The 19,144-nt window shown below is 63.3% G+C and carries 15 protein-coding genes; 7 read left to right on the plus strand and 8 right to left on the minus strand.

The window, feature by feature from the left end; all coding sequences use genetic code 11:
* Nucleotides 1-8: 8 nt before the first annotated feature.
* Genes ACU8YE_RS06075 through hpaI form a run of 3 tightly spaced genes read left to right on the plus strand, consistent with a single transcriptional unit; the run spans nucleotide 9 to nucleotide 2,048 of the window.
* On the plus strand, nucleotides 9-398 hold the full coding sequence (locus ACU8YE_RS06075; RefSeq protein ID WP_316871178.1) for a 5-carboxymethyl-2-hydroxymuconate Delta-isomerase: 390 nt from the start codon (nucleotides 9-11) through the stop codon (nucleotides 396-398).
* Between the two features lie 3 nt (nucleotides 399-401).
* Complete coding sequence (gene hpaH, locus ACU8YE_RS06080; RefSeq protein ID WP_446928330.1) at nucleotides 402-1,205, plus strand: 2-oxo-hept-4-ene-1,7-dioate hydratase; 804 nt, start codon at nucleotides 402-404, stop codon at nucleotides 1,203-1,205.
* 36 nt (nucleotides 1,206-1,241) lie between these two features.
* Nucleotides 1,242-2,048, plus strand: a complete 807-nt coding sequence (gene hpaI, locus ACU8YE_RS06085) for a 4-hydroxy-2-oxoheptanedioate aldolase (RefSeq protein WP_446928331.1) — start codon at nucleotides 1,242-1,244, stop codon at nucleotides 2,046-2,048.
* 6 nt (nucleotides 2,049-2,054) lie between these two features.
* Here hpaI and hpaR read toward each other — a convergent pair whose 3' ends face one another.
* The 6 genes from hpaR to ACU8YE_RS06115 all read right to left on the minus strand — a co-directional run bounded on the left by hpaR (nucleotide 2,055) and on the right by ACU8YE_RS06115 (nucleotide 9,869).
* The gene (hpaR, locus tag ACU8YE_RS06090) at nucleotides 2,055-2,519 is read right to left on the minus strand and encodes a homoprotocatechuate degradation operon regulator HpaR (RefSeq protein WP_147214547.1); all 465 of its coding nucleotides are present in this window, start codon (nucleotides 2,517-2,519) and stop codon (nucleotides 2,055-2,057) included.
* A gap of 12 nt (nucleotides 2,520-2,531) precedes the next feature.
* Entirely contained in the window at nucleotides 2,532-3,341 is an 810-nt protein-coding gene (xth, locus tag ACU8YE_RS06095) for an exodeoxyribonuclease III (protein WP_232042951.1), read from the minus strand.
* Nucleotides 3,342-3,491: 150 nt separating this feature from the next.
* Nucleotides 3,492-5,606 carry a M3 family metallopeptidase gene (locus ACU8YE_RS06100; RefSeq protein WP_446928332.1) on the minus strand — a complete coding sequence of 705 codons (2,115 nt, stop codon included), beginning with the start codon at nucleotides 5,604-5,606 and terminating at the stop codon, nucleotides 3,492-3,494.
* Nucleotides 5,607-5,700: 94 nt separating this feature from the next.
* Nucleotides 5,701-6,570, minus strand: a complete 870-nt coding sequence (gene folD / locus ACU8YE_RS06105) for a bifunctional methylenetetrahydrofolate dehydrogenase/methenyltetrahydrofolate cyclohydrolase FolD (RefSeq protein WP_260802373.1) — start codon at nucleotides 6,568-6,570, stop codon at nucleotides 5,701-5,703.
* 94 nt (nucleotides 6,571-6,664) lie between these two features.
* Nucleotides 6,665-7,300, minus strand: coding sequence for a response regulator transcription factor (locus ACU8YE_RS06110; RefSeq protein ID WP_024975528.1), 636 nt, complete (start codon nucleotides 7,298-7,300; stop codon nucleotides 6,665-6,667).
* Nucleotides 7,301-7,340: 40 nt separating this feature from the next.
* Nucleotides 7,341-9,869 carry a PAS domain S-box protein gene (locus ACU8YE_RS06115; RefSeq protein WP_446928333.1) on the minus strand — a complete coding sequence of 843 codons (2,529 nt, stop codon included), beginning with the start codon at nucleotides 9,867-9,869 and terminating at the stop codon, nucleotides 7,341-7,343.
* 362 nt (nucleotides 9,870-10,231) lie between these two features.
* Here ACU8YE_RS06115 and aceE point away from each other — a divergent pair, with 362 nt between their 5' ends.
* From aceE to lpdA, 4 genes are all read left to right on the plus strand, one after another.
* Nucleotides 10,232-12,922, plus strand: coding sequence for a pyruvate dehydrogenase (acetyl-transferring), homodimeric type (gene aceE / locus ACU8YE_RS06120; RefSeq protein ID WP_232042947.1), 2,691 nt, complete (start codon nucleotides 10,232-10,234; stop codon nucleotides 12,920-12,922).
* 151 nt (nucleotides 12,923-13,073) lie between these two features.
* Nucleotides 13,074-14,747, plus strand: a complete 1,674-nt coding sequence (gene aceF / locus ACU8YE_RS06125; protein ID WP_446928334.1) for a dihydrolipoyllysine-residue acetyltransferase — start codon at nucleotides 13,074-13,076, stop codon at nucleotides 14,745-14,747.
* Nucleotides 14,748-14,852: 105 nt separating this feature from the next.
* Entirely contained in the window at nucleotides 14,853-15,425 is a 573-nt protein-coding gene (locus ACU8YE_RS06130; RefSeq protein WP_252691464.1) for an MFS transporter, read from the plus strand.
* Between the two features lie 58 nt (nucleotides 15,426-15,483).
* The gene (gene lpdA / locus ACU8YE_RS06135) at nucleotides 15,484-17,265 is read left to right on the plus strand and encodes a dihydrolipoyl dehydrogenase (RefSeq protein WP_260802376.1); all 1,782 of its coding nucleotides are present in this window, start codon (nucleotides 15,484-15,486) and stop codon (nucleotides 17,263-17,265) included.
* A 111-nt stretch (nucleotides 17,266-17,376) separates the two neighbouring features.
* Here the strand turns inward: lpdA and ACU8YE_RS06140 are convergent, their stop codons facing one another.
* Together ACU8YE_RS06140 and ACU8YE_RS06145 are read right to left on the minus strand one after the other, a co-directional pair.
* Entirely contained in the window at nucleotides 17,377-17,937 is a 561-nt protein-coding gene (locus tag ACU8YE_RS06140) for a hypothetical protein (RefSeq protein WP_414560710.1), read from the minus strand.
* Between the two features lie 339 nt (nucleotides 17,938-18,276).
* On the minus strand, nucleotides 18,277-18,858 hold the full coding sequence (locus ACU8YE_RS06145; protein ID WP_024975535.1) for a phasin family protein: 582 nt from the start codon (nucleotides 18,856-18,858) through the stop codon (nucleotides 18,277-18,279).
* Between the last annotated feature and the right edge of the window lie 286 nt (nucleotides 18,859-19,144).

The following is a 19,144-nucleotide window of genomic DNA, read 5'->3' on the forward strand; positions in this document are numbered from 1 at the left end:
AGGTCGCCATGCCGCATGTGATCGTCGAATACACCAACAACCTGGGCGACGACGCCCGTATCCCGCAATTGCTGCAGACGGTAAACGAGACGCTGATGGCGCAGAACGGCGTGTTTCCGACCGGGGGTATCCGTTCGCGCGCCATCAAGCTGACCGACTACCGCGTGGCCGACGGCAAGGAGGACGACGCCTTCGTCCACGTCACGCTCAAGATCGCAGCGGGCCGTACGCCCGAGGTCAAGAAAGCCGCGTGCGATGCGCTGTTCGAGGCAATCAAGGCGCATTTTTCGGAAGCCTTCGCGCGCCGCTATCTGGCGCTGTCGATGGAGCTGACCGAGTTCGACGAGGGCGGCAGCTACAAGCACAACAACATCCACGCGCGTTTTCGCAAGGGTTGACGCATGCTCGACACCACGACCATCCAGGCCATCGCGCGCCGCTTGCACCAGGCCGAGATCGACCGCAGGCAGATCCGCCAGGTTTCGCTTGACCACCCCGACATCACCATCGACGATGCCTACGCCATTCAGCGCGAATGGGTCGCGATGAAGCTTGCAGAGGGGCGGCGCCTGAAGGGCCACAAGATCGGATTGACGTCGCGCGCCATGCAGCAGTCTTCACAGATCGACGAGCCGGACTACGGCGCGCTGCTTGACGACATGTTCTTTGCCGAGGGCAGTGAGATCCCCGCCAGCCGCTTCATCGTGCCGCGCGTGGAGGTGGAGCTTGCCTTCGTGCTCGGCAAGCGGCTAAAAGGGCCGGAGGTGACGCTGTTCGATGTGAACGACGCGGTGGACCACGTGATACCGGCGCTGGAGATCATCGACGCGCGTTCCCAATCGATCGATCCGGACAGCGGGCGTCCGCGCAAGGTGTTCGACACGATCGCCGACAACGCCGCCAATGCCGGCGTCGTGATGGGCGGCCGACCCATCCGTATGCGCGATGTGGACCTGCGCTGGGTCAGTGCGATCTTTTCACGCAATGCCGTCATCGAAGAGACGGGCGTGGCGGCCGGCGTACTGAACCACCCGGCCAACGGTGTCGTCTGGCTGGCCAACAAGCTGGCACCGCACGGCGTGGCGCTGGAGCCGGGCCAGGTGATCCTTGGCGGATCGTTCACACGGCCAGTGCCTGCCCGGCCCGGTGATACATTCCATTGCGACTACGGTCCGCTTGGCAGCATCGCCTGCCATTTTGTCTGACCGTCAACCGTCTAACGCTCAAAGGATGTCTTCGCAATGCAGCTTCCGGTGAACAACTTCAAGCGTGCGTTGGCAGAACGCCGGCCGCAGATTGGCCTGTGGCTCGCAATGACGCATCCGTACCCGGCAGAGATCGTGGCCGGTGCCGGCTTCGACTGGCTGCTGATCGACAACGAGCATGCCCCGAACCAACTGCAATCGACACTCGCGCAATTGCAGGCGGTTGCGCCGTATGCATCGCATCCCATTGTGCGACCCGCGTGGAACGATCCGGTCGAGATCAAGCGCCTGCTGGATATCGGCGCGCAGACCCTGCTCGTGCCGATGGTCCAGAACGCCGACGAGGCGCGTGCCGCCGTCGAATCGATGCGCTATCCCCCGAACGGAATTCGCGGCGTTGGCAGTGCGCTGGCCCGTGCTTCACGCTGGAACCGGGTGGACGATTACCTGCACCAGGCCGACGCGCAGATGTGCACGCTGATTCAGGTCGAAACTGCTGAGAGCCTGGAGCATCTCGACGCGATTCTTGCCGTGCAAGGCGTCGACGGCGTATTCATTGGCCCTGGCGATCTCGCAGCATCCATGGGGCACCTCGGCGCGCCGGGGCATCCGGAAGTCCGCAAGGTGATCGACGGCGCGATTCGGCGCATCGTTGCGTCCGGAAAGGCGGCGGGCATTCTGTCGGCCGACCAGGCGCAGGCGAAGCACTATCTGTCGCTCGGTGCGACCTTCGTGGCGGTGGGGACGGATGTCACGCTGTTGGCGCGTAGCGCCGAACAGCTGGCCCAGGCATTCAGGGCGGAGGACGCTGCCAAGCCGCAGGCGGGCGGCAGCGTGTATTGATGGGCGTTACTCGTCGCCAGTGAAACGCCCCATCGGCGTGTGCGTTTCCATGACGTGGATCGATTCGTCGATGGCGGCGTAGAGCGCGTCCAGCCGCGCGCGGCCCAACTGCGCTTCGATGCGTGCATATTCCGCATCCACTTGCGGCTCCACATCGGCCAGGAACTGGCGGCTCTTGGGCGTGAGCGAAATCACCTGCCGGCGCTGGTCCACCGACGACTTTGTCCGCACGATCATCTCGGACTGTTCCATTGCGGCCAACATACGCGTCAGGCTCGGACTCAGGATCAGACATGCATCGGCGAGCTGGTTGGGCTCCATGTCGCCGGTATCGTTGAGCGTACGCAGCACGCGCCATTGCTGCTCGGTGATGCCGTGCTCGCGCAGGATCGGCCGAAAGCGCGCCATGAAGGTCTCACGGGCGCGCAGCAGGAGATGCGGAAGATTGCGGTGCTTGAAAGCAGAAGCCATGCGGGGCGCTCCTTATGCGCTGCGCAAGGCGGCGACGACGGGGGTGTGGTCCGAAGGCTGCTCCCACGTGCGCGGCACGCGGTCGATATGGCACGACTCGCACAGCTTGGCGAGCTCAGGCGACAGCATGATGTGGTCGATCCGCAGGCCGGCATTGCGCTTGAAGCCGAACATGCGGTAATCCCACCATGAGAACAGCTTGTCTTCCTGCTCGAACATGCGGAAGGCATCGACCAGCCCGGCGCCTTGCATCGCACGAAACGCCGCGCGTTCTTCCGGCGACACCAGGTTCTGGCCCTCCCACTTTTTCGGGTCGTGCACGTCGCGGTCTTCGGGGGCGATGTTGAAATCTCCCAGCAGCATCAGCCGTGGGTTTGCCGCCATCTCGCTCGTCAGCCACGCCTGCAGTGCTTCCAGCCAGCGCAGCTTGTAGACGAACTTGTCGGAGTCGAGCGCCTGCCCGTTCGGAATGTAGGCGGAAATCACGCGGACCGGGCCACCGTCCACGTCATACGTGGCGGCCACGATGCGCTGCTGATCGTCGGCAAAACCGGGGATGTTCTTCACAACATCGCGGCCTTCAGGCACCGACGCCTTGCGCGCGAGGATGGCGACACCGTTGTACGTCTTCTGACCTGTGAACAACGATGAATAGCCGGCGGCGTCCAGCTCGGCCAGCGGATAGCGATCGTCGGGGAGCTTGAGTTCCTGCAGGCAGAGCAGGTCGATCGGCGTTGCGTCGGCTTCGCGCTCGGCCAGCCATTGCAGCACGTGCGGTAGGCGGACCTTCAAAGAGTTAACGTTCCAGGTTGCGACGCGCATGAGGGCTCTGTCCTTGCAAATGGCGACGGCGCACAGTTTGGCGCCGTTCAGGGGTGCGATATTGTGCCATCAAGCGCTGCGGGCTCGAATGAAAAACGCCGCTTCGGCGTTAGCACGAAGCGGCGTTTTTATGGCTGGCATAACAGACCGTTACGCGGCTTCCGCCATCATGCCGCCATGGCGCAACAGTGCGTCGATGCTGGGTGCGCGACCGCGGAAGGCCGTAAACGATTCGATGGCCGGGCGGCTGCCACCGACGGCCAGCACTTCACGGCGATAGCGTGCGCCGGTTTCCGCATCGAGCACCGAGCCGCCCAGCTTGCTGGCCTCTTCAAAAGCCGCATAGGCATCTGCTGACAGCACCTCGGCCCACTTGTAGCTGTAATAGCCCGCCGCATAGCCGCCCGCAAAGATGTGGCTGAACGTGTTCGGCCAGCGCGACAGCTCTGCCTGCGGCACCACGTGGAAGCGATTGTTGATCTGGCGCGACAGCTCCAGCACTGACGTCGCGCCCTTGGGGTCGAAGTCCGTGTGCAGGTGCATGTCGAACGTCGAGAACACGATTTGGCGCAGCGTCGCCATGCCGTTCTGGAAGTTCTTCGCGGCCAGCATGCTGTCGTACAGCTTGCGTGGCAGAGGTTCGCCGGAATTCACGTGGCGGGTCATGCGCGAGAGCACTTCCCATTCCCAGCAGAAGTTCTCCATGAACTGCGACGGCAGCTCCACCGCATCCCATTCCACGCCGTTGATGCCAGACACGCCGAGTTCATCCACTTGCGTGAGCATGTGGTGGAGGCCGTGGCCGAACTCGTGGAACAGGGTGATGACCTCGTCGTGGGTGAACAACGCGGGCTTGTTGCCGACCGGGCCCGAGAAGTTGCAGGTGAGGTAAGCCACCGGGGTTTGCACGCCCGCTTCGCCCAGCAGCTTGCGGCCACGTGCGTCGTCCATCCACGCGCCACCACGCTTGCCTTCGCGCGCGTACAGGTCGATGTAGAACTGTGCAAGCAGCTCACCTTGGGCAGATTCGACGCGGAAGAAGCGTACGTCCGGGTGCCATACTTCAGCCGCCTCTGGCCGGATCTTCACCGAGAACAGCGTCTGCACGACGTTGAACAGGCCATCCAGCACGGCGGGTTCCGGGAAGTACTGCTTCACCTCCTGCTCGGAGAATGCGTAACGTGCCTCGCGCAGCTTTTCCGACGCATAGGCCATGTCCCATGGTTCGAGCTTGTCGATGCCGAGCGTGGTCTTGGCGAAGGCCTGCAACTCTTCCCAATCCTTCTCCGCGAACGGACGGGCGCGGTCGGCCAGCTCACCCAGAAAGCGCAGCACGTCTTCGGGCGAGTCGGCCATCTTCGGCACGAGCGACACCTCGCCGAAATTGCGATAGCCGAGCATGTGCGCTTCTTCGGTGCGCAGCGTGAGCTGTTCGGCCATGTTGGCGGTGTTGTCCCACTCGGCCTTGCCGTCGCCGTACTGCGCGCCCAGTTCGGACGCACGCGTGACGTTGGCTTCGTACATCGTGCGGCGCAGTGCGCGATCGTCTGCGTATTGCAGCACCGGAAAATACGACGGGAAGTGCAGCGAGAACTTCCAGCCGGTCGCTTCCGGATTGTCGCGGCGAGCCGCTTCCTGTGCCGCCTGCTTGGCGTCATCGGGCAAGCCGGCCAGGCGGGCTTCGTCGTCGATGATGAGTGCGTAGGCGTTGGTGGCATCCAGGACGTGGTCGCTGAAGGCCTTGGTCAGTTGCGCCTGCTGTTCCTGAATGGCCGCAAAGCGCGGCTTCTGGTCTTCCGGCAGTTCTGCGCCGCCAAGGCGGAAGCCGCGCAGTTCGTTCTCAAGCAGCTTCTTGCGCGCTGGCGACAGAGTGGCGTATTCGGCGCTGTCGGCAATCGCCTTGTACTTTTCGAACAGTTCCAGATCCTGACCCAGGCCCGACCAGAACTCGGTCACACGCGGCAGATTGGCGGCATGGGCTTCGCGCAGTTCCGGCGTGTCGGCGACGGCGCTCAGATGGCTGACGATGCCCCAGGCGCGGCCCAACGGCTCGGTCGCCTCTTCCAATGCGGTGACGACGGTGTTCCAGCTGACAGGCGTGGCGGGGTCCTTGACCTGCGCCACCGCCGATGCGGCACGCTCAAGCAGCACATCGACGGCCGGCGTGATGTGTTCGGGACGGATGTCCGCAAAGCGCGGCAGACCAGAAAAATCGAGCAGCGGATTGTTGGCCGGGGTAGCAACCTTGGGCGAAATGTCGGTCATGGCGGGCTCGGTAGAGAAATTCGGGGGACAAAAAAAGCGTCCGATCCAACAGGTGGGGACGCTTTTTCCGTTTCCAACTGGATCAGGGTGAAGCTTACGCCGCCAGGGCGGCTCCTTGGGCAGCGCGCTCGGCGGCTTCCAGGGTGTTGATCAGCAGCATCGTGATCGTCATCGGGCCGACACCACCCGGCACGGGCGTGATGTAGCCCGCGACTTCCTTGACGCCGGCAAAGTCGACGTCGCCGCACAGCTTGCCGGCGTCGTCGCGGTTCATGCCGACGTCGATGACGACTGCGCCGGGCTTGACCATATCGGCGGTGATGATGTTGCGGCGGCCCACGGCGGCCACGATGATGTCGGCCTCACGCGTGTGCGCGGCCAAGTCGCGCGTCTTGCTGTTGCAGATGGTGATGGTGGCACCGGCTTGCAGCAGCAGCATCGCCATGGGCTTGCCGACGATGTTCGAGGCGCCGACCACCACCGCATTGGCGCCGCGCACCGGGTAGTTGATCGATTCCAGCATCTTCATGCAGCCGTACGGCGTACACGGGCGGAACAGCGGGGCGCCGGTCATCAGGGCGCCGGCATTGGCCACGTGGAAACCGTCCACGTCCTTCTCGGGCGCGATGGCTTCGAGCACCTTGTGGCTGTCGATGTGCTTGGGCAGCGGCAGCTGGACCAGGATGCCGTGGATGCGCGGGTCGCGGTTGAGTGCGTCGATGCGGCCGAGCAGGTCGGCTTCAGACAGGTCAGCGGGGTAGCGGTCGAAGCTGGACAGGAAGCCGTTGTCTTCGCACGCCTTGATCTTGTTGCGCACATAGACCTGGCTGGCCGGGTCTTCGCCGACGAGGATCACGGCGAGGCCGGGCTGGTGGCCGCGCGCGGTCAGGGCGGCGGCGCGTTGTGCGGCCTCGGCGCGGAGTTGTTTGGCAAGCGCGTTGCCGTCAATGAGTTGGGCGGTCATGGCTGGGCGGAGGAGGGAGAGGGCAAACCACGATTATAAATCGCCGCCTTCCTTCCAGCCGCCCTGATGAGCACTTGGTCGTGCCTGCGGCCTATCAGGCGTTGCGCGACAAAGCCAGACGCAGCAGGTCTGCCACCGTGTTCACGTTGAGCTTTTCCATGATGTTGGCGCGGTGCGCTTCCACCGTCTTGATGGAAATGCCCAGATCGTCGGCGATCTGCTTGTTCAGACGGCCGGCGACGATGCGCTCCAGCACTTGCTGCTCGCGTGTGGTCAGGCGGCCGAGAAGGTCCTTGGCAGCCTTTTGCTCGCGGGCGACCGAGTCTTCGCTGCGGGCCTTGCTGAGCATGCGTTCAACCAGCTCGCGCAGTTCGGATTCGTCGAACGGTTTTTCGATGAAGTCGACCGCACCTTTCTTCATGGTCGACACCGCCATCGGCACGTCGCCGTGGCCCGTGACGAAGACGATCGGCATGCGGCTGTTTTCGGCCAGCAGGCGATCTTGCAGCTCGGGGCCGCTCATGCCTTGCATGCGCACGTCGAGGATCAGACAGCCGACGCCTTCGCCACGCTTGTCGTCGACCAGGAATTCTTCGGCACTGCGGTAGGTGCGGACGGTGTAGCCGTTGCCTTCGAGCAGCCACGTCAACGAGTCACGCATGGCTTCATCGTCATCGACGACGAACACGGTTTCGTTGCGCGGCGCAACTGCGGCGGGCGTTGTGCTCATGGAGGAGTCCTCGGTCTACGTTCTATGTTTTAAAAACGATCTACAGCGGATTCAGCGGCAGGATGATTTTAAACGTACAGCCGATGCCATCGGCGTTGTTTTCTACCCAGAGCCTGCCGAGGTGGGATTCTATGATGGAGCGGCAGATATTCAGCCCCATGCCCATGCCGTCGGATTTTGTGCTGAAGAACGGCTCGAACAGCCGCTCCTTGGTGCTGTCGTCTACACCCGGGCCCTGGTCGATCACCTCGATCAGCACAGAGTTTTCGGGGTCGTTGATCAGGTTGGCGTGCAGGCGCAGGACGCTGGCGGCGCGCAGGCGCGGGTGGGCGGCCATGGCTTCTGCAGCGTTCTTGAGCAGATTGACGAGCACCTGCTCGATCAGCACCGGATCGACGTACAGATGCGGCAGGTCGCCCGGCAAGCGCGTGAGGATGGTGATGCCGCGCCGGGTGGCCTCCAGTTCGGCCAGGCCCACGGCGTCGGCGACGATGTCGCGCAGGTCGGATTCGCGCCGCTGCGGCTGACTGCGTTTCACAAAGCCGCGGATGCGCTGGATGATCGTGCCGGCACGCACGGCCTGGGCGGAGGTCTTTTCCAGCACCGGGATCAGCTCTTCCGGCGTGCTGCGCCCGGACTTAAGACGGCCCACCGCACCCATGCAGTAGTTGTTGATGGCAGCCAGCGGCTGGTTCAGCTCGTGTGCCAGCGACGAGGCCATCTCGCCCATCGTCGTCAGTCGGCTGGTGAACTGCAGGCGTTCTTCGTGCTGGCGGGTCATTTCTTCAGCGGCCTTGCGCACGGTGATGTCGGTGGCGATCTGCATCTGCGCAAGGTGGCCGTCCACCCACTGGATGTAGCGGCGCCGCACTTCAAACCACTTCTGCATCGACGGCACGTAGATTTCCCGCGCATCTGCAGCGTGAGGCGTCAGTTCTGAGGCGGGCAGGCCCGCGTAGGCGTCCACAAGGTCCAGTGCATCGCTGGAAACGTCTTCGGTGTTGACGTCGTTGCCGGAGAGCTGCAGATGGCCGAACGCTTCCCAGCCGAAAAGCTGGCGGTAGTAGCGGTTGGCGAACAGCAGCTCGGCCTTGTCGGTCGAGAGCACCGACACGGCCGCGTCCAGGCTCTCGAGCACCGTGGTGAAGCGGTCGTGCGCGGCGGCCAGATCTTCGCGGGCGCGCTTGGGCTCGGTGATGTCCGTGATGGAGCTCATCCAACCGGTGTGCCGGCCGCGTGCGTCGATGAGCGGCGAGACGTACATCCGCGCATAGAAGCTCGTGCCGTCGCGGCGCATCATGCGCAATTCCATGCCGTTGGCAGGTGCCTTGCCACGCAGGGTCAGCTCGATGTGCTTCTGCATCTCGCCAATCTCATTGGGCGGCCAATACGGGAAGGGCGGCATGCGGCCGACCAGCTCAGCCTCCGTCCAACCGATCATGCGGCAGAACGCCGGGTTCACGTAGGTGATGCGGCCGTTGAGGTCGAGCGAGCGCATGCCGATCACCATGGAGTTCTCCATGGCGCGGCGGAATGACGTTTCCGCCAGCAGTGCGCGCTGTGCTTCCGAACGGCGGCTGGTGTGGCGCCACACGCTCCACAGGCTCCAGATCACGAAGCAGGACAGGCCGGCCACCAGCCACATCAGCATGTTGTTGGGCAGGTTGGACGGCGCGGGATACGCCTCGGCCCGCAACGACAGCGAATGCCCCGGCGGGTCGAGCAGCACCTCGTACGACGCGGCCGCCTTGGGCACCGGCCGCAATGACGTGCTCGCGCGGATCACGTTGTTCTTGTCGACCAGCGAGAAGCGGTAGCGGTCGGTCAGCTCGCCCGGCAGCAATTGCGTGAGGATGCCCGTGACCGAATACATGGCGCCCACCGTGCCCAGGAATTCGTTGTCGCGCACGATCGGAACTTCCATGAGCATGAAGCTCTCGCCCCGCTCGTTCTGGATGGGGCGCGAATAGACGGCGCGCTGCGTCTCACGGGCGGCGTCGTAGGCGGACTGGATTTCGGGCTCAAGCGGATGGTCGCGCGTTTCGCGCACGCGCGCGGTGAACTCGGAGGTGGACGGGAACGCCCAGCGCGGGCGGCGCGTGGCGTCCAGCCAATTGATGAAGACCAGCTCTGGGTTCTCGCGCAGGAGCTGGCGGGCCGCATCGCGGTAGGCGCTCGGATCAAGCTGCGCGGCACCGATATCGCGCGCCAGGGCGGCCACTTGATCCTGATTGCTTTGCAGTGACAGGCGCACCTTCTGCTCGGCCCAGGCGGCATCGCGGTAGAGCGCGTCGCGCTGCTGCTGTACCTCCGTGGCGTGCAACTGATACAGGATGAAAATCATCGCGCCGGCAAACAGGACGATCGCCACCAGCGGGATGAACATGAACCAGTTGGTCGACCACAGCCGGGCCAGGCGCGTCAGCCACAGGCGGCGAGGCATGTTCGGGCGCACGATTTCGTCTGATGGCAGTTCAGACGCGTTTGCGGAAATGGGCGCAGGCGCAGCAGGCGTTGGCGGCCCGGACTTGGCGGCCGGGTCCTGCGAAGCGTGGGAGGGGGCAAGCATGATGGGCGGACGAACGCCGGAATTCTGCGGAGGTAAAGGAGTGGGCATCTGTGCAACTGCGCAAAACCAAGTGTAACGGCAATCAACTTGCGGGTCGCTTGGGGAAACCGATTGGTGAGCTGTCTTGTTCGCTCAGAAAATGCTGCACTGCAATGTCAAAAGTGATTTGTTTTGCGTTGCGGCAATATTCCACATTATAAAAAACCATATCGCAATTTGAAAATTCCGCTTGTGCTGCGTTTGTGGGTGCCCATAGAATCAGCGCAAAAGTCGGGGTGGCCCTTGCGTGCGTGCAAACGCGTGTAGCAGTGGGGCACCTCACAAGAGACGCAACTATCGTTACTGCTACCAAGGAGACCGCCATGTCGGCCGTACCAGAACAAGTCCTGGGTGCCACGAGCGCCAGCGACGTTGATCCCCAGGAAACCAAGGAATGGCTGGAGGCGCTGCAAGGCGTCATCGGCGCGGAAGGCCCGCAACGTGCGGCGTTCCTCCTCGACAAGCAGATCGAATACGCACGCATTAACGGCGTGACGTCTCCGCTGCACGCAGAAACCCCCTATATCAATACGATCCCGGTTGAGAACCAGGACCGCATTCCTGGCAACCAGGAAATCGAGCACCGCATCCGCTCGTACACGCGCTGGAACGCCATGGCGATGGTGCTGCGTGCGAACAAGGACACGAACGTCGGCGGTCATATCTCGTCGTTCGCTTCGGCGGCCACGCTGTATGACGTCGGCTACAACCACTTCTGGCACGCCCCGTCTGACAAGCACGGCGGCGACATGGTGTTCGTCCAGGGCCACTCGGCGCCGGGCGTGTACTCGCGCGCTTTCCTGCTGGGCCGTCTGAGCGAAGAGCAACTCGACAGCTTCCGCCAGGAAGTGGACGGCAAGGGCATCTCGTCGTACCCGCACCCGTGGCTGATGCCGGATTTCTGGCAGTTCCCGACCGTGTCGATGGGCCTGGGCCCGATCATGGCGATCTACCAGGCGCGCTTCACCAAGTACCTGGCTAGCCGAGGCCTGATCCAGAACTGGGAAAACCGCAAGGTCTGGGCGTTCCTGGGCGATGGCGAAACCGACGAGCCGGAATCGCTGGGCGCGATCGGCATGGCCGGCCGTGAAAAGCTGGACAACCTCGTCTTCGTGATCAACTGCAACCTGCAGCGCCTGGACGGCCCGGTGCGTGGCAACGGCAAGATCATCCAAGAGCTGGAATCGGAATTCCGCGGCGCAGGCTGGAATGTCATCAAGGTCATCTGGGGCAGCCGCTGGGATCAACTGCTTGCCCGCGACACGAAGGGCCTGCTGATGAGCCGCATGATGGAATGCGTCGACGGCGAGTACCAGACCTTCAAGTCGAAGAGCGGCGCCTATGTGCGCGAGCACTTCTTCAACACGCCGGAACTGAAGGCCATGGTGGCCGACTGGTCCGACGACGACATCTGGGCGCTGAACCGCGGCGGCCATGATCCGCACAAGATCTACGCGGCATTCCAGTCGGCAAGCAACCACAAGGGCCAGCCGACCGTCATTCTCGCCAAGACCATCAAGGGCTACGGCATGGGCGAAGCCGGCGAGGCGATGAACATCGCCCACCAGCAGAAGAAGATGCCGGTGGACGCCATCCGCAAGCTGCGCGATCGCTTCAACATCCCGGTTGCCGACGATCAGCTCGAGCACGTTCCGTACGTCAAGTTCGAAGAAGGCTCGAAGGAACTCGAATACATGCGCAAGGCGCGCATGGACCTGGGCGGCTACCTGCCGGCCCGTCGCCAGAAGGCCGACCCGCTGCAGATTCCGGCGCTGGCCGCGTTCGACGCATTGCTCAAGGCCACCGGCGAAGGCCGTGAAGTGTCCACGACGATGGCGTTCGTGCGCATTCTGAACATCCTGCTGAAGGACAAGAACATCGGTAAGCACGTCGTGCCCATCGTGCCCGATGAGTCGCGCACGTTCGGCATGGAAGGCCTGTTCCGCCAGGTTGGTATCTGGAACCAGGAAGGCCAGAAGTACGTGCCGCAGGATCACGACCAACTGATGTTCTACAAGGAATCGCAGACGGGTCAGGTGCTGCAGGAAGGCATCAACGAAGCCGGCGCCATGTGCGACTGGATTGCCGCCGCCACGTCGTATTCGACGCATGGCGTGGCGATGATCCCGTTCTACATCTACTACTCGATGTTCGGCATCCAGCGTATCGGCGACCTCTGCTGGGCCGCTGGCGACATGCGTTCGCGCGGCTTCCTGCTGGGCGGCACCGCAGGCCGTACCACGCTGAACGGCGAAGGCCTGCAGCACGAAGACGGCCACTCGCACGTGTACCACGCAGCTATCCCGAACTGCATTTCGTATGACCCGACCTTCCAGTACGAACTGGCGGTGGTGATGCAAGACGGCCTGCGTCGCATGTATGTCGAGCAGGAAGACGTCTATTACTACCTGACGGTGATGAACGAGAACTACGAGCACCCGGAAATGCCGGCGGGTGTCGAGGCGGACATCATCAAGGGGATGTATCAGTTCAAGAAGGGCGTCGAGAACAGCAACGCACCGCGCGTGCAACTCCTGGGCTCGGGCACGATCTTCCGTGAAGTGATTGCTGCGGCCGAGCTGCTCAAGAAGGACTGGGGCGTAGAGTCGGACCTGTGGGGCTGCCCGAGCTTTACCGAGCTAGCCCGGGAAGGCAATGCCACCGCGCGCTGGAACCTGCTCAACCCGACGGCTCCGCAACGCGAGTCGCACGTCGAGAAGCTGCTCAAGAACGCACGCGGCCCGGTCATCGCATCGACCGACTATGTTCGTACCTTCGCCGAGCAGATCCGCGCCTTTGTGCCGCGTCGCTACGTGGTGCTGGGCACCGACGGCTTCGGCCGCTCGGATACCCGCGAGAAGCTGCGTCACTTCTTCGAGGTGGACCGCTACTGGGTGACAGTCGCGTCGCTCAAGGCGCTCGCCGACGAAGGCGTGCTGCCGCGCGAAAAGGTGGCCGAGGCACTGAAGAAGTACAACCTCGATCCGAACAAGCCCAACCCGATGACCGTATAACGGAGCCGCCGGGCGCGCGGGTTGCGTCCCGGCCGGGCACCGCCCCGACAGACTTTCGCCTAGTGTATTTGCGTGCACGATGCGGTAGCCTGCCGGGCAGCGCGTGTCTACCGCCGGACGCGCTCGCCGCCAGACCTCTGGAGACAGAAGAATGAGTCAAGTCGTAGAAATCAAGGTGCCGGACATCGGCGACTACAAAGACGTCCCGGTGATCGAAGTGCTGGTCAAGGCGGGCGATACCGTCAACGCCGAGGATTCGCTGGTCACGCTGGAATCGGACAAGGCGACCATGGACGTGCCCTCGCCCAAGAGCGGCGTCGTCAAGGAAGTGAAGATCAAGGTGGGCGACACCGTGTCGGAAGGCTCGCTGGTGCTGCTGCTCGAAGAGCAGGGCGCTGCTGCCGTGCCGGCCCCGGCGCCCCAAGCTGCACCCGCGCCGGCTCCGGCCGCTGCTGTGCCGGCGCCCGCACCTGCCGCACAAGCGCCCACCCCTGCGCCGACTGCCGCCGGTGGCGGCACCGTTGAAGTGAAGGTGCCGGACATTGGCGACTACACCGACGTGCCGGTCATCGAGATCAGCGTGAAGGTGGGCGACAAGGTGGAAGCCGAGCAATCGCTGATCACGCTCGAGTCGGACAAGGCCACGATGGATGTGCCTTCGCCGGCCGCTGGTGTCGTCAAGGAAATCCGCGTGAAGGTTGGCGATGCCGTGTCGCAAGGCACGCTGATCGTCGTGCTGGAAGGCGCAGGCGGCGCTGCCGCTGCACCGGCACCTGCACAAGCTCCGGCCCCGGCCCCGGTTGCCGCTGCGCCGAGCCCGGCCCCGGCGGCTGCGCCCGCAGCCGCTCCGGCCGCAGCGCCCGCTACGTACACCGCGGATACGGTTGGTACGGTGGGCAAGGCCGCCCACGCCAGCCCGTCGGTGCGCAAGTACGCGCGTGAGCTGGGCGTGGACGTCCACCTCGTTGGCGGCACGGGCCCGAAAAACCGCATCACGCAGGAAGACGTGCAGCGCTACGTCAAGGGCGTGATGAGTGGCCAGGCCGCGGCGCCTGGCAAGGCTGCGGCGGGTGCGCCGGCCGGCGGTGGCGAGCTGAACCTGCTGCCGTGGCCGAAGGTCGACTTCACCAAGTTCGGCCCGATCGATCCGAAGCCGCTGTCGCGCATCAAGAAGATTTCGGGTGCAAACCTGCACCGCAACTGGGTCATGATCCCGCACGTCACCAACAACGACGAAGCGGACATCACCGAGCTGGAAGCCTTCCGCGTGCAGATGAACAAGGACCACGAAAAGGCCGGCGTGAAGTTCACGATGCTGGCGTTCGTGATCAAGGCAGTCGTTGGTGCGCTCAAGAAATTCCCGACCTTCAACGCTAGCCTGGACGGCGACAACCTCGTCTTCAAGCAGTATTTCCACATCGGCTTTGCGGCCGATACGCCCAACGGGCTGGTGGTGCCGGTGATTCGCGATGCGGACAAGAAGGGCCTGATCGACATCGCCAAGGAAATGGCGGACCTGTCGAAGGCTGCCCGCGAAGGCAAGCTCAAGCCGGACCAGATGCAGGGCGGTTGCTTCTCGATCTCTTCGCTGGGTGGTATTGGCGGCACGAACTTCACGCCGATCATCAACGCACCGGAAGTGGCCATCCTGGGCCTGTCGCGCGGCTATCAGAAGCCGGTTTGGGACGGCAAGCAATTCGTGCCGCGCCTGACGCTGCCGCTGTCGCTGTCGTACGATCACCGCGTGATCGACGGCGCGGAGGCTGCGCGCTTCAACGCGTATCTGGCCAGCGTGCTGGCGGACTTCCGCCGCGTCAGCCTGTAAGCCCACGCGGGCTCGGCACGCATCTGGCTTCGAGCCTGTGCGTGCCGGCCCGCATGGGTTTGCAGCGGTCGGCGGACTGGTCAGTGGACTGATGGCGAGGACGACATGACGACGTGCGTGGTGGTCAAGAAAGACGGCGAAGTGGCGATTGCGGCCGACTCACTCGTGACGTTCGGCGATACGCGCCTGGCGCGCGGCTACGAGCAGAACCAGAAGATCTTCCAGGTGGGCGATTCGCTGATCGCGCTGGCGGGCACGACGGCCCACTTTCCGGTCATGCGGAGCCTGCTGGCGGGGCTGGCCGATGAGTGCCGTCTCGGCACGCGCGACGACGTGTTCCGAACCTTCCTCAAGGTGCACGAAAAGCTCAAGGACGAGTATTTCGTCAACACCAAGGAAGACGACGACGACCCGTACGAGTCGTCGCAGATCACCTGCCTGATCGCCAACGCAACCGGCATCTACGGCGTCTATTCGTACCGCGAGGTGTTCGCGTTCGACCGCTTCTGGGGCATCGGCTCGGGGCGCAACTTTGCGCTGGGGGCGATGTCGGCGGTGTTCGATATGCCGGGCAAGTCGGCGGCGGACGTTGCACAGGTGGGCGTGTCGGCAGGCGTGGAGTTCGACAAGAGTTCGGGCGGCCCGATCGAAGTGCACACAGTCCGTCTGCAGGATTGAAAAGCGTCAGCGGGCCCGGGCGATGCCGGGTGCCGACGACAAGAACAAGGAGTCAGGAATGAGCGTGGTGGAAATCAAGGTGCCGGACATCGGCGATTTCGATGCGGTGGAAGTCATCGAAGTGCTGATCAAGGCGGGCGATACCGTGGCGCCCGAGCAGTCGCTGATCGTGCTGGAATCCGACAAGGCCAGCATGGAAGTGCCGTCGGACGTGGCCGGCAAGATTGTCGACGTGAAGGTCAAGGTGGGCGACAAGGTTAGCAAGGGCACGGTGATCGCGACGGCGGAAGCCGGCGCTGCTGCTGCTCCGGCGCCTGCTCAAGCTCCGGCTCCGGTGGCGGCGCCTGCTGCCGCACCGGCAGCATCGGCCCCCGCACCTCAAGCGGCCAAGCACGCCGGCGGCGCTGACATCGAATGCGACATGCTCGTCCTCGGCTCCGGCCCGGGCGGTTATTCGGCAGCCTTCCGCAGCGCCGATCTGGGCATGAACACCGTGCTGGTCGAGCGTTTCTCCACGCTGGGCGGTGTCTGCCTGAACGTGGGCTGCATCCCGTCGAAGGCGCTGCTGCACACGGCCGCCGTGATGGACGAAGTCAAGGCCATGGCCGCACACGGCATTGTCTACAGCGAGCCCACGGTTGATATCAACCAACTGCGCAAGCACAAGGAATCCGTCATCGGCAAGCTGACGGGCGGGCTGGCCGGCATGGCCAAGGCGCGCAAGGTGCAAGTCGTGCGCGGCGTCGGTACGTTCCTCGATCCGAACCATCTGGAAGTCCAGCTGACCGATGGCGCCGGCAAAGCGGCCACCGGTGAGAAGAAGGTCATCCGCTTCGCAAAGGCGATCATCGCTGCAGGTAGCGAGGCCGTGAAGCTGCCGTTCATTCCCGAAGATCCGCGTATCGTCGATTCGACCGGTGCACTGGAGCTGCGCGAAGTGCCGGCCAAGATGCTGGTTATCGGCGGTGGCATCATCGGCCTGGAAATGGCCACGGTGTACAGCACGCTGGGCACCCGCATCGACGTGGTGGAAATGCTCGACGGCCTGATGCAGGGCGCCGACCGCGACCTCGTCAAGGTGTGGGACAAGATGAACAAGAACCGCTTCGACAAGGTCATGCTCAAGACCAAGACGGTCGGGGTGGAAGCCAAACCGGACGGCATCTACGTCAAGTTCGAAGGCGAAGCCGCACCGGCCGAGCCGCAGCGCTACGACATGGTGCTGGTGGCCGTGGGCCGCGCGCCAAACGGCAAGCGCATCGGCGCGGAAAAGGCCGGCGTGGCCGTGACCGACCGCGGCTTCATCGACGTGGACAAGCAGCAGCGCACGAATGTGCCGCACATCTTTGCGATCGGCGACATCGTCGGGCAGCCGATGCTGGCACACAAGGCCGTGCACGAGGGCCATGTGGCGGCCGAGGCCGCACATGGCGAGAAGGCGTATTTCGATGCCAAACAGATTCCGTCGGTCGCCTATACCGATCCGGAAGTGGCCTGGGCAGGCCTGACCGAAGACCAGTGCAAGGCACAGGGCATCAAGTATGGCAAGGGCGTCTTCCCGTGGGCTGCGTCGGGCCGCGCAATTGCCAACGGCCGCGACGAGGGCTTCACCAAGCTCATCTTCGACGAGGAAACCCACCGCATCATCGGTGGCGGCATCGTCGGCACGCATGCGGGCGACCTTATCGGCGAGGTTTGCCTGGCCATTGAGATGGGCGCGGATGCTGTGGATATCGGCAAGACCATCCACCCGCACCCGACGCTGGGTGAGTCGGTAGGTATGGCTGCAGAAATCTATGAGGGCGTTTGCACGGACGTGCCGCCGGCTCGCAAGCGTTGAACTGCAATTAACTGCCAGAATTCGGAGGCACCTTCGAAATCGAGCTGACAAAGGGAAGGGGAAGGGCCGCTAAATTGGGCGGCCCTTTGTCTTTGGAGTGACGTTGGCCGGTCAGTGTCGAGGCTCGGCTCGGCGCCGATGGCGGCGCAGCAGGCGCACCGCTGCGATCAGGCGGCGCCACATCTGTTGCATTAGCCCATGCCGCCGGGCGCGCCAGACGGCGATTCGAACCTGAAGGGCTTGCCAAGTCGGCGTTGCCTGCAGGGCGGCAATCATGCGTTGCTTCCATGCCAGAAACGCGGATTCCCAGCGTGCATACCACGCGATCGTGTGCAACTGTGGCCGAACGGCGGAATAAATGCGCACGCCCAGCCCCGTACTGACGATTTTCGCTGCAACCAGAACCAAGGCGCCTGCAATGAGATGGCCCCGCGCCAGGACGTAGACGGCCGCAAGCTTGAACGGCAGCAATGCGATCATGGGAAGGGCAAAGGCGCAGAGGGCTTCGATCGGCTCCAGCTGCGCCAACTTCCGCTCCGCCGCTTGGACCCAAGGAAGCGCCGCCAGACGGGCGGTTGCCTGCTGCATGACGTTCCATATCCACTCTTCTAACAGCAGGATAAGCGCAGCCGCGACGATCAGACTTCGCTTGGTCAGGGATTCGCGAGACATTGGGCAGGAGAGGAGGGCGGTGAGCCGCAATACAGGATGGAGCGTCGGCTGCGTGCAAAAGTTCGCAATTTGAAGAGCGAGACGTTTCAGGCGCACACAAAAAACCCGGCCGAAGCCGGGCTAAAGGTACCCACTGATCACCACTGAGGACAGGTTTCGGTAGCGGGACCGAGGAGACAATCGAACGAACACGGTGGAATGGACCACCACCCGCGCATTTGGGTTCCGCGCAAATGCACGCAAACGCCGTGTTTGGAAGAATGGCTCGACGGCCAAAACAAAACGGGCCTCCCGGAGGAGGCCCGCTTGAACAAGCAGGTAGCTGCAGCAGCTTAGCGCTTAGGCAGCGGTCGTTGCCGACTTCTTGCCGGTAGCAGCGCGCGCTTGGGCGGATGCTTGGGCGGTTGCCTTGCTGGCAGCGTTGGCAGCAGCGTGGAAGTTGCTTTCAGCCAGTTCCACAGCTTGCTTGGTAGCCTTCTGCACCGAGTCGTACGCGTTGTTGGCGGCCGACAGGGCCGACTTCACCAGGGCAACTGCCGATTCCGAACCGGCCGGAGCGTTCTTCGACACGTTGTCGACGAGCGCTTGCAGCTTGCGGCTGTTTTCAGCGATCTGCACTTCAGCTGCCTTGCTGAATTCGGTTTGCGTGTCCGAAGCGATTTCGTACAGGTGACGGCTGTAAGCGAGAACCTTTTCAGCCAGGGGTTGCACGGCGGCGGTTTGCACCGACAGCAGCTCTTGGGCGTCCTTGGCGGTCAGTGCCTTCTTGGCATGTTCCACGTTCTCGGCCAGGGTAGCCTTGACGACCTGCAGGTTCAGTTCGACCAGCTTTTCGACGCCTTCAAATGCCTTGTTGGTCAGGCCGAAGAAGGTTTCCAGGTTGGCCTTGTGCGCCGCAGCGATCTGTTCCTGAGTCAGCATGTTGTCTCTCCAAATACAAAGGTGGGTCGGGGAATCAAAATGAAAATTTAGATCGCCCAGATGTACAAAGCATGACGGTCTGCGTCGGGCCTTCCAGGCGACATCGCGATCAAATTAGGGATGGTGCATCGCAACAATTTCATTGTTGTTGAATGTCCAACCAGTGTCAAGCGCCATTTGTGCATCGCACAAAAATCAAAAATCGTTGATTTTTTATGCACAGGAATTGCGCCGCAAACCGTTTGGCGGGATTTTTTGTGGCAGAAAAATGCGTGTCTGTGGTGCA

Source organism: Ralstonia sp. VS2407 (assembly GCF_052950655.1).

What these genes read in the sequence shown, in the direction of transcription:
- ACU8YE_RS06075 (WP_316871178.1), top strand. Translation starts at nt 9, where the DNA reads ATGCCGCATGTGATCGTCGAATACACCAACAACCTGGGCGACGACGCC.
- hpaH (WP_446928330.1), top strand. Translation starts at nt 402, where the DNA reads ATGCTCGACACCACGACCATCCAGGCCATCGCGCGCCGCTTGCACCAG.
- hpaI (WP_446928331.1), top strand. Translation starts at nt 1,242, where the DNA reads ATGCAGCTTCCGGTGAACAACTTCAAGCGTGCGTTGGCAGAACGCCGG.
- hpaR (WP_147214547.1), bottom strand. Translation starts at nt 2,519, where the DNA reads ATGGCTTCTGCTTTCAAGCACCGCAATCTTCCGCATCTCCTGCTGCGC.
- xth (WP_232042951.1), bottom strand. Translation starts at nt 3,341, where the DNA reads ATGCGCGTCGCAACCTGGAACGTTAACTCTTTGAAGGTCCGCCTACCG.
- ACU8YE_RS06100 (WP_446928332.1), bottom strand. Translation starts at nt 5,606, where the DNA reads ATGACCGACATTTCGCCCAAGGTTGCTACCCCGGCCAACAATCCGCTG.
- folD (WP_260802373.1), bottom strand. Translation starts at nt 6,570, where the DNA reads ATGACCGCCCAACTCATTGACGGCAACGCGCTTGCCAAACAACTCCGC.
- ACU8YE_RS06110 (WP_024975528.1), bottom strand. Translation starts at nt 7,300, where the DNA reads ATGAGCACAACGCCCGCCGCAGTTGCGCCGCGCAACGAAACCGTGTTC.
- ACU8YE_RS06115 (WP_446928333.1), bottom strand. Translation starts at nt 9,869, where the DNA reads ATGCTTGCCCCCTCCCACGCTTCGCAGGACCCGGCCGCCAAGTCCGGG.
- aceE (WP_232042947.1), top strand. Translation starts at nt 10,232, where the DNA reads ATGTCGGCCGTACCAGAACAAGTCCTGGGTGCCACGAGCGCCAGCGAC.
- aceF (WP_446928334.1), top strand. Translation starts at nt 13,074, where the DNA reads ATGAGTCAAGTCGTAGAAATCAAGGTGCCGGACATCGGCGACTACAAA.
- ACU8YE_RS06130 (WP_252691464.1), top strand. Translation starts at nt 14,853, where the DNA reads ATGACGACGTGCGTGGTGGTCAAGAAAGACGGCGAAGTGGCGATTGCG.
- lpdA (WP_260802376.1), top strand. Translation starts at nt 15,484, where the DNA reads ATGAGCGTGGTGGAAATCAAGGTGCCGGACATCGGCGATTTCGATGCG.
- ACU8YE_RS06140 (WP_414560710.1), bottom strand. Translation starts at nt 17,937, where the DNA reads ATGTCTCGCGAATCCCTGACCAAGCGAAGTCTGATCGTCGCGGCTGCG.
- ACU8YE_RS06145 (WP_024975535.1), bottom strand. Translation starts at nt 18,858, where the DNA reads ATGCTGACTCAGGAACAGATCGCTGCGGCGCACAAGGCCAACCTGGAA.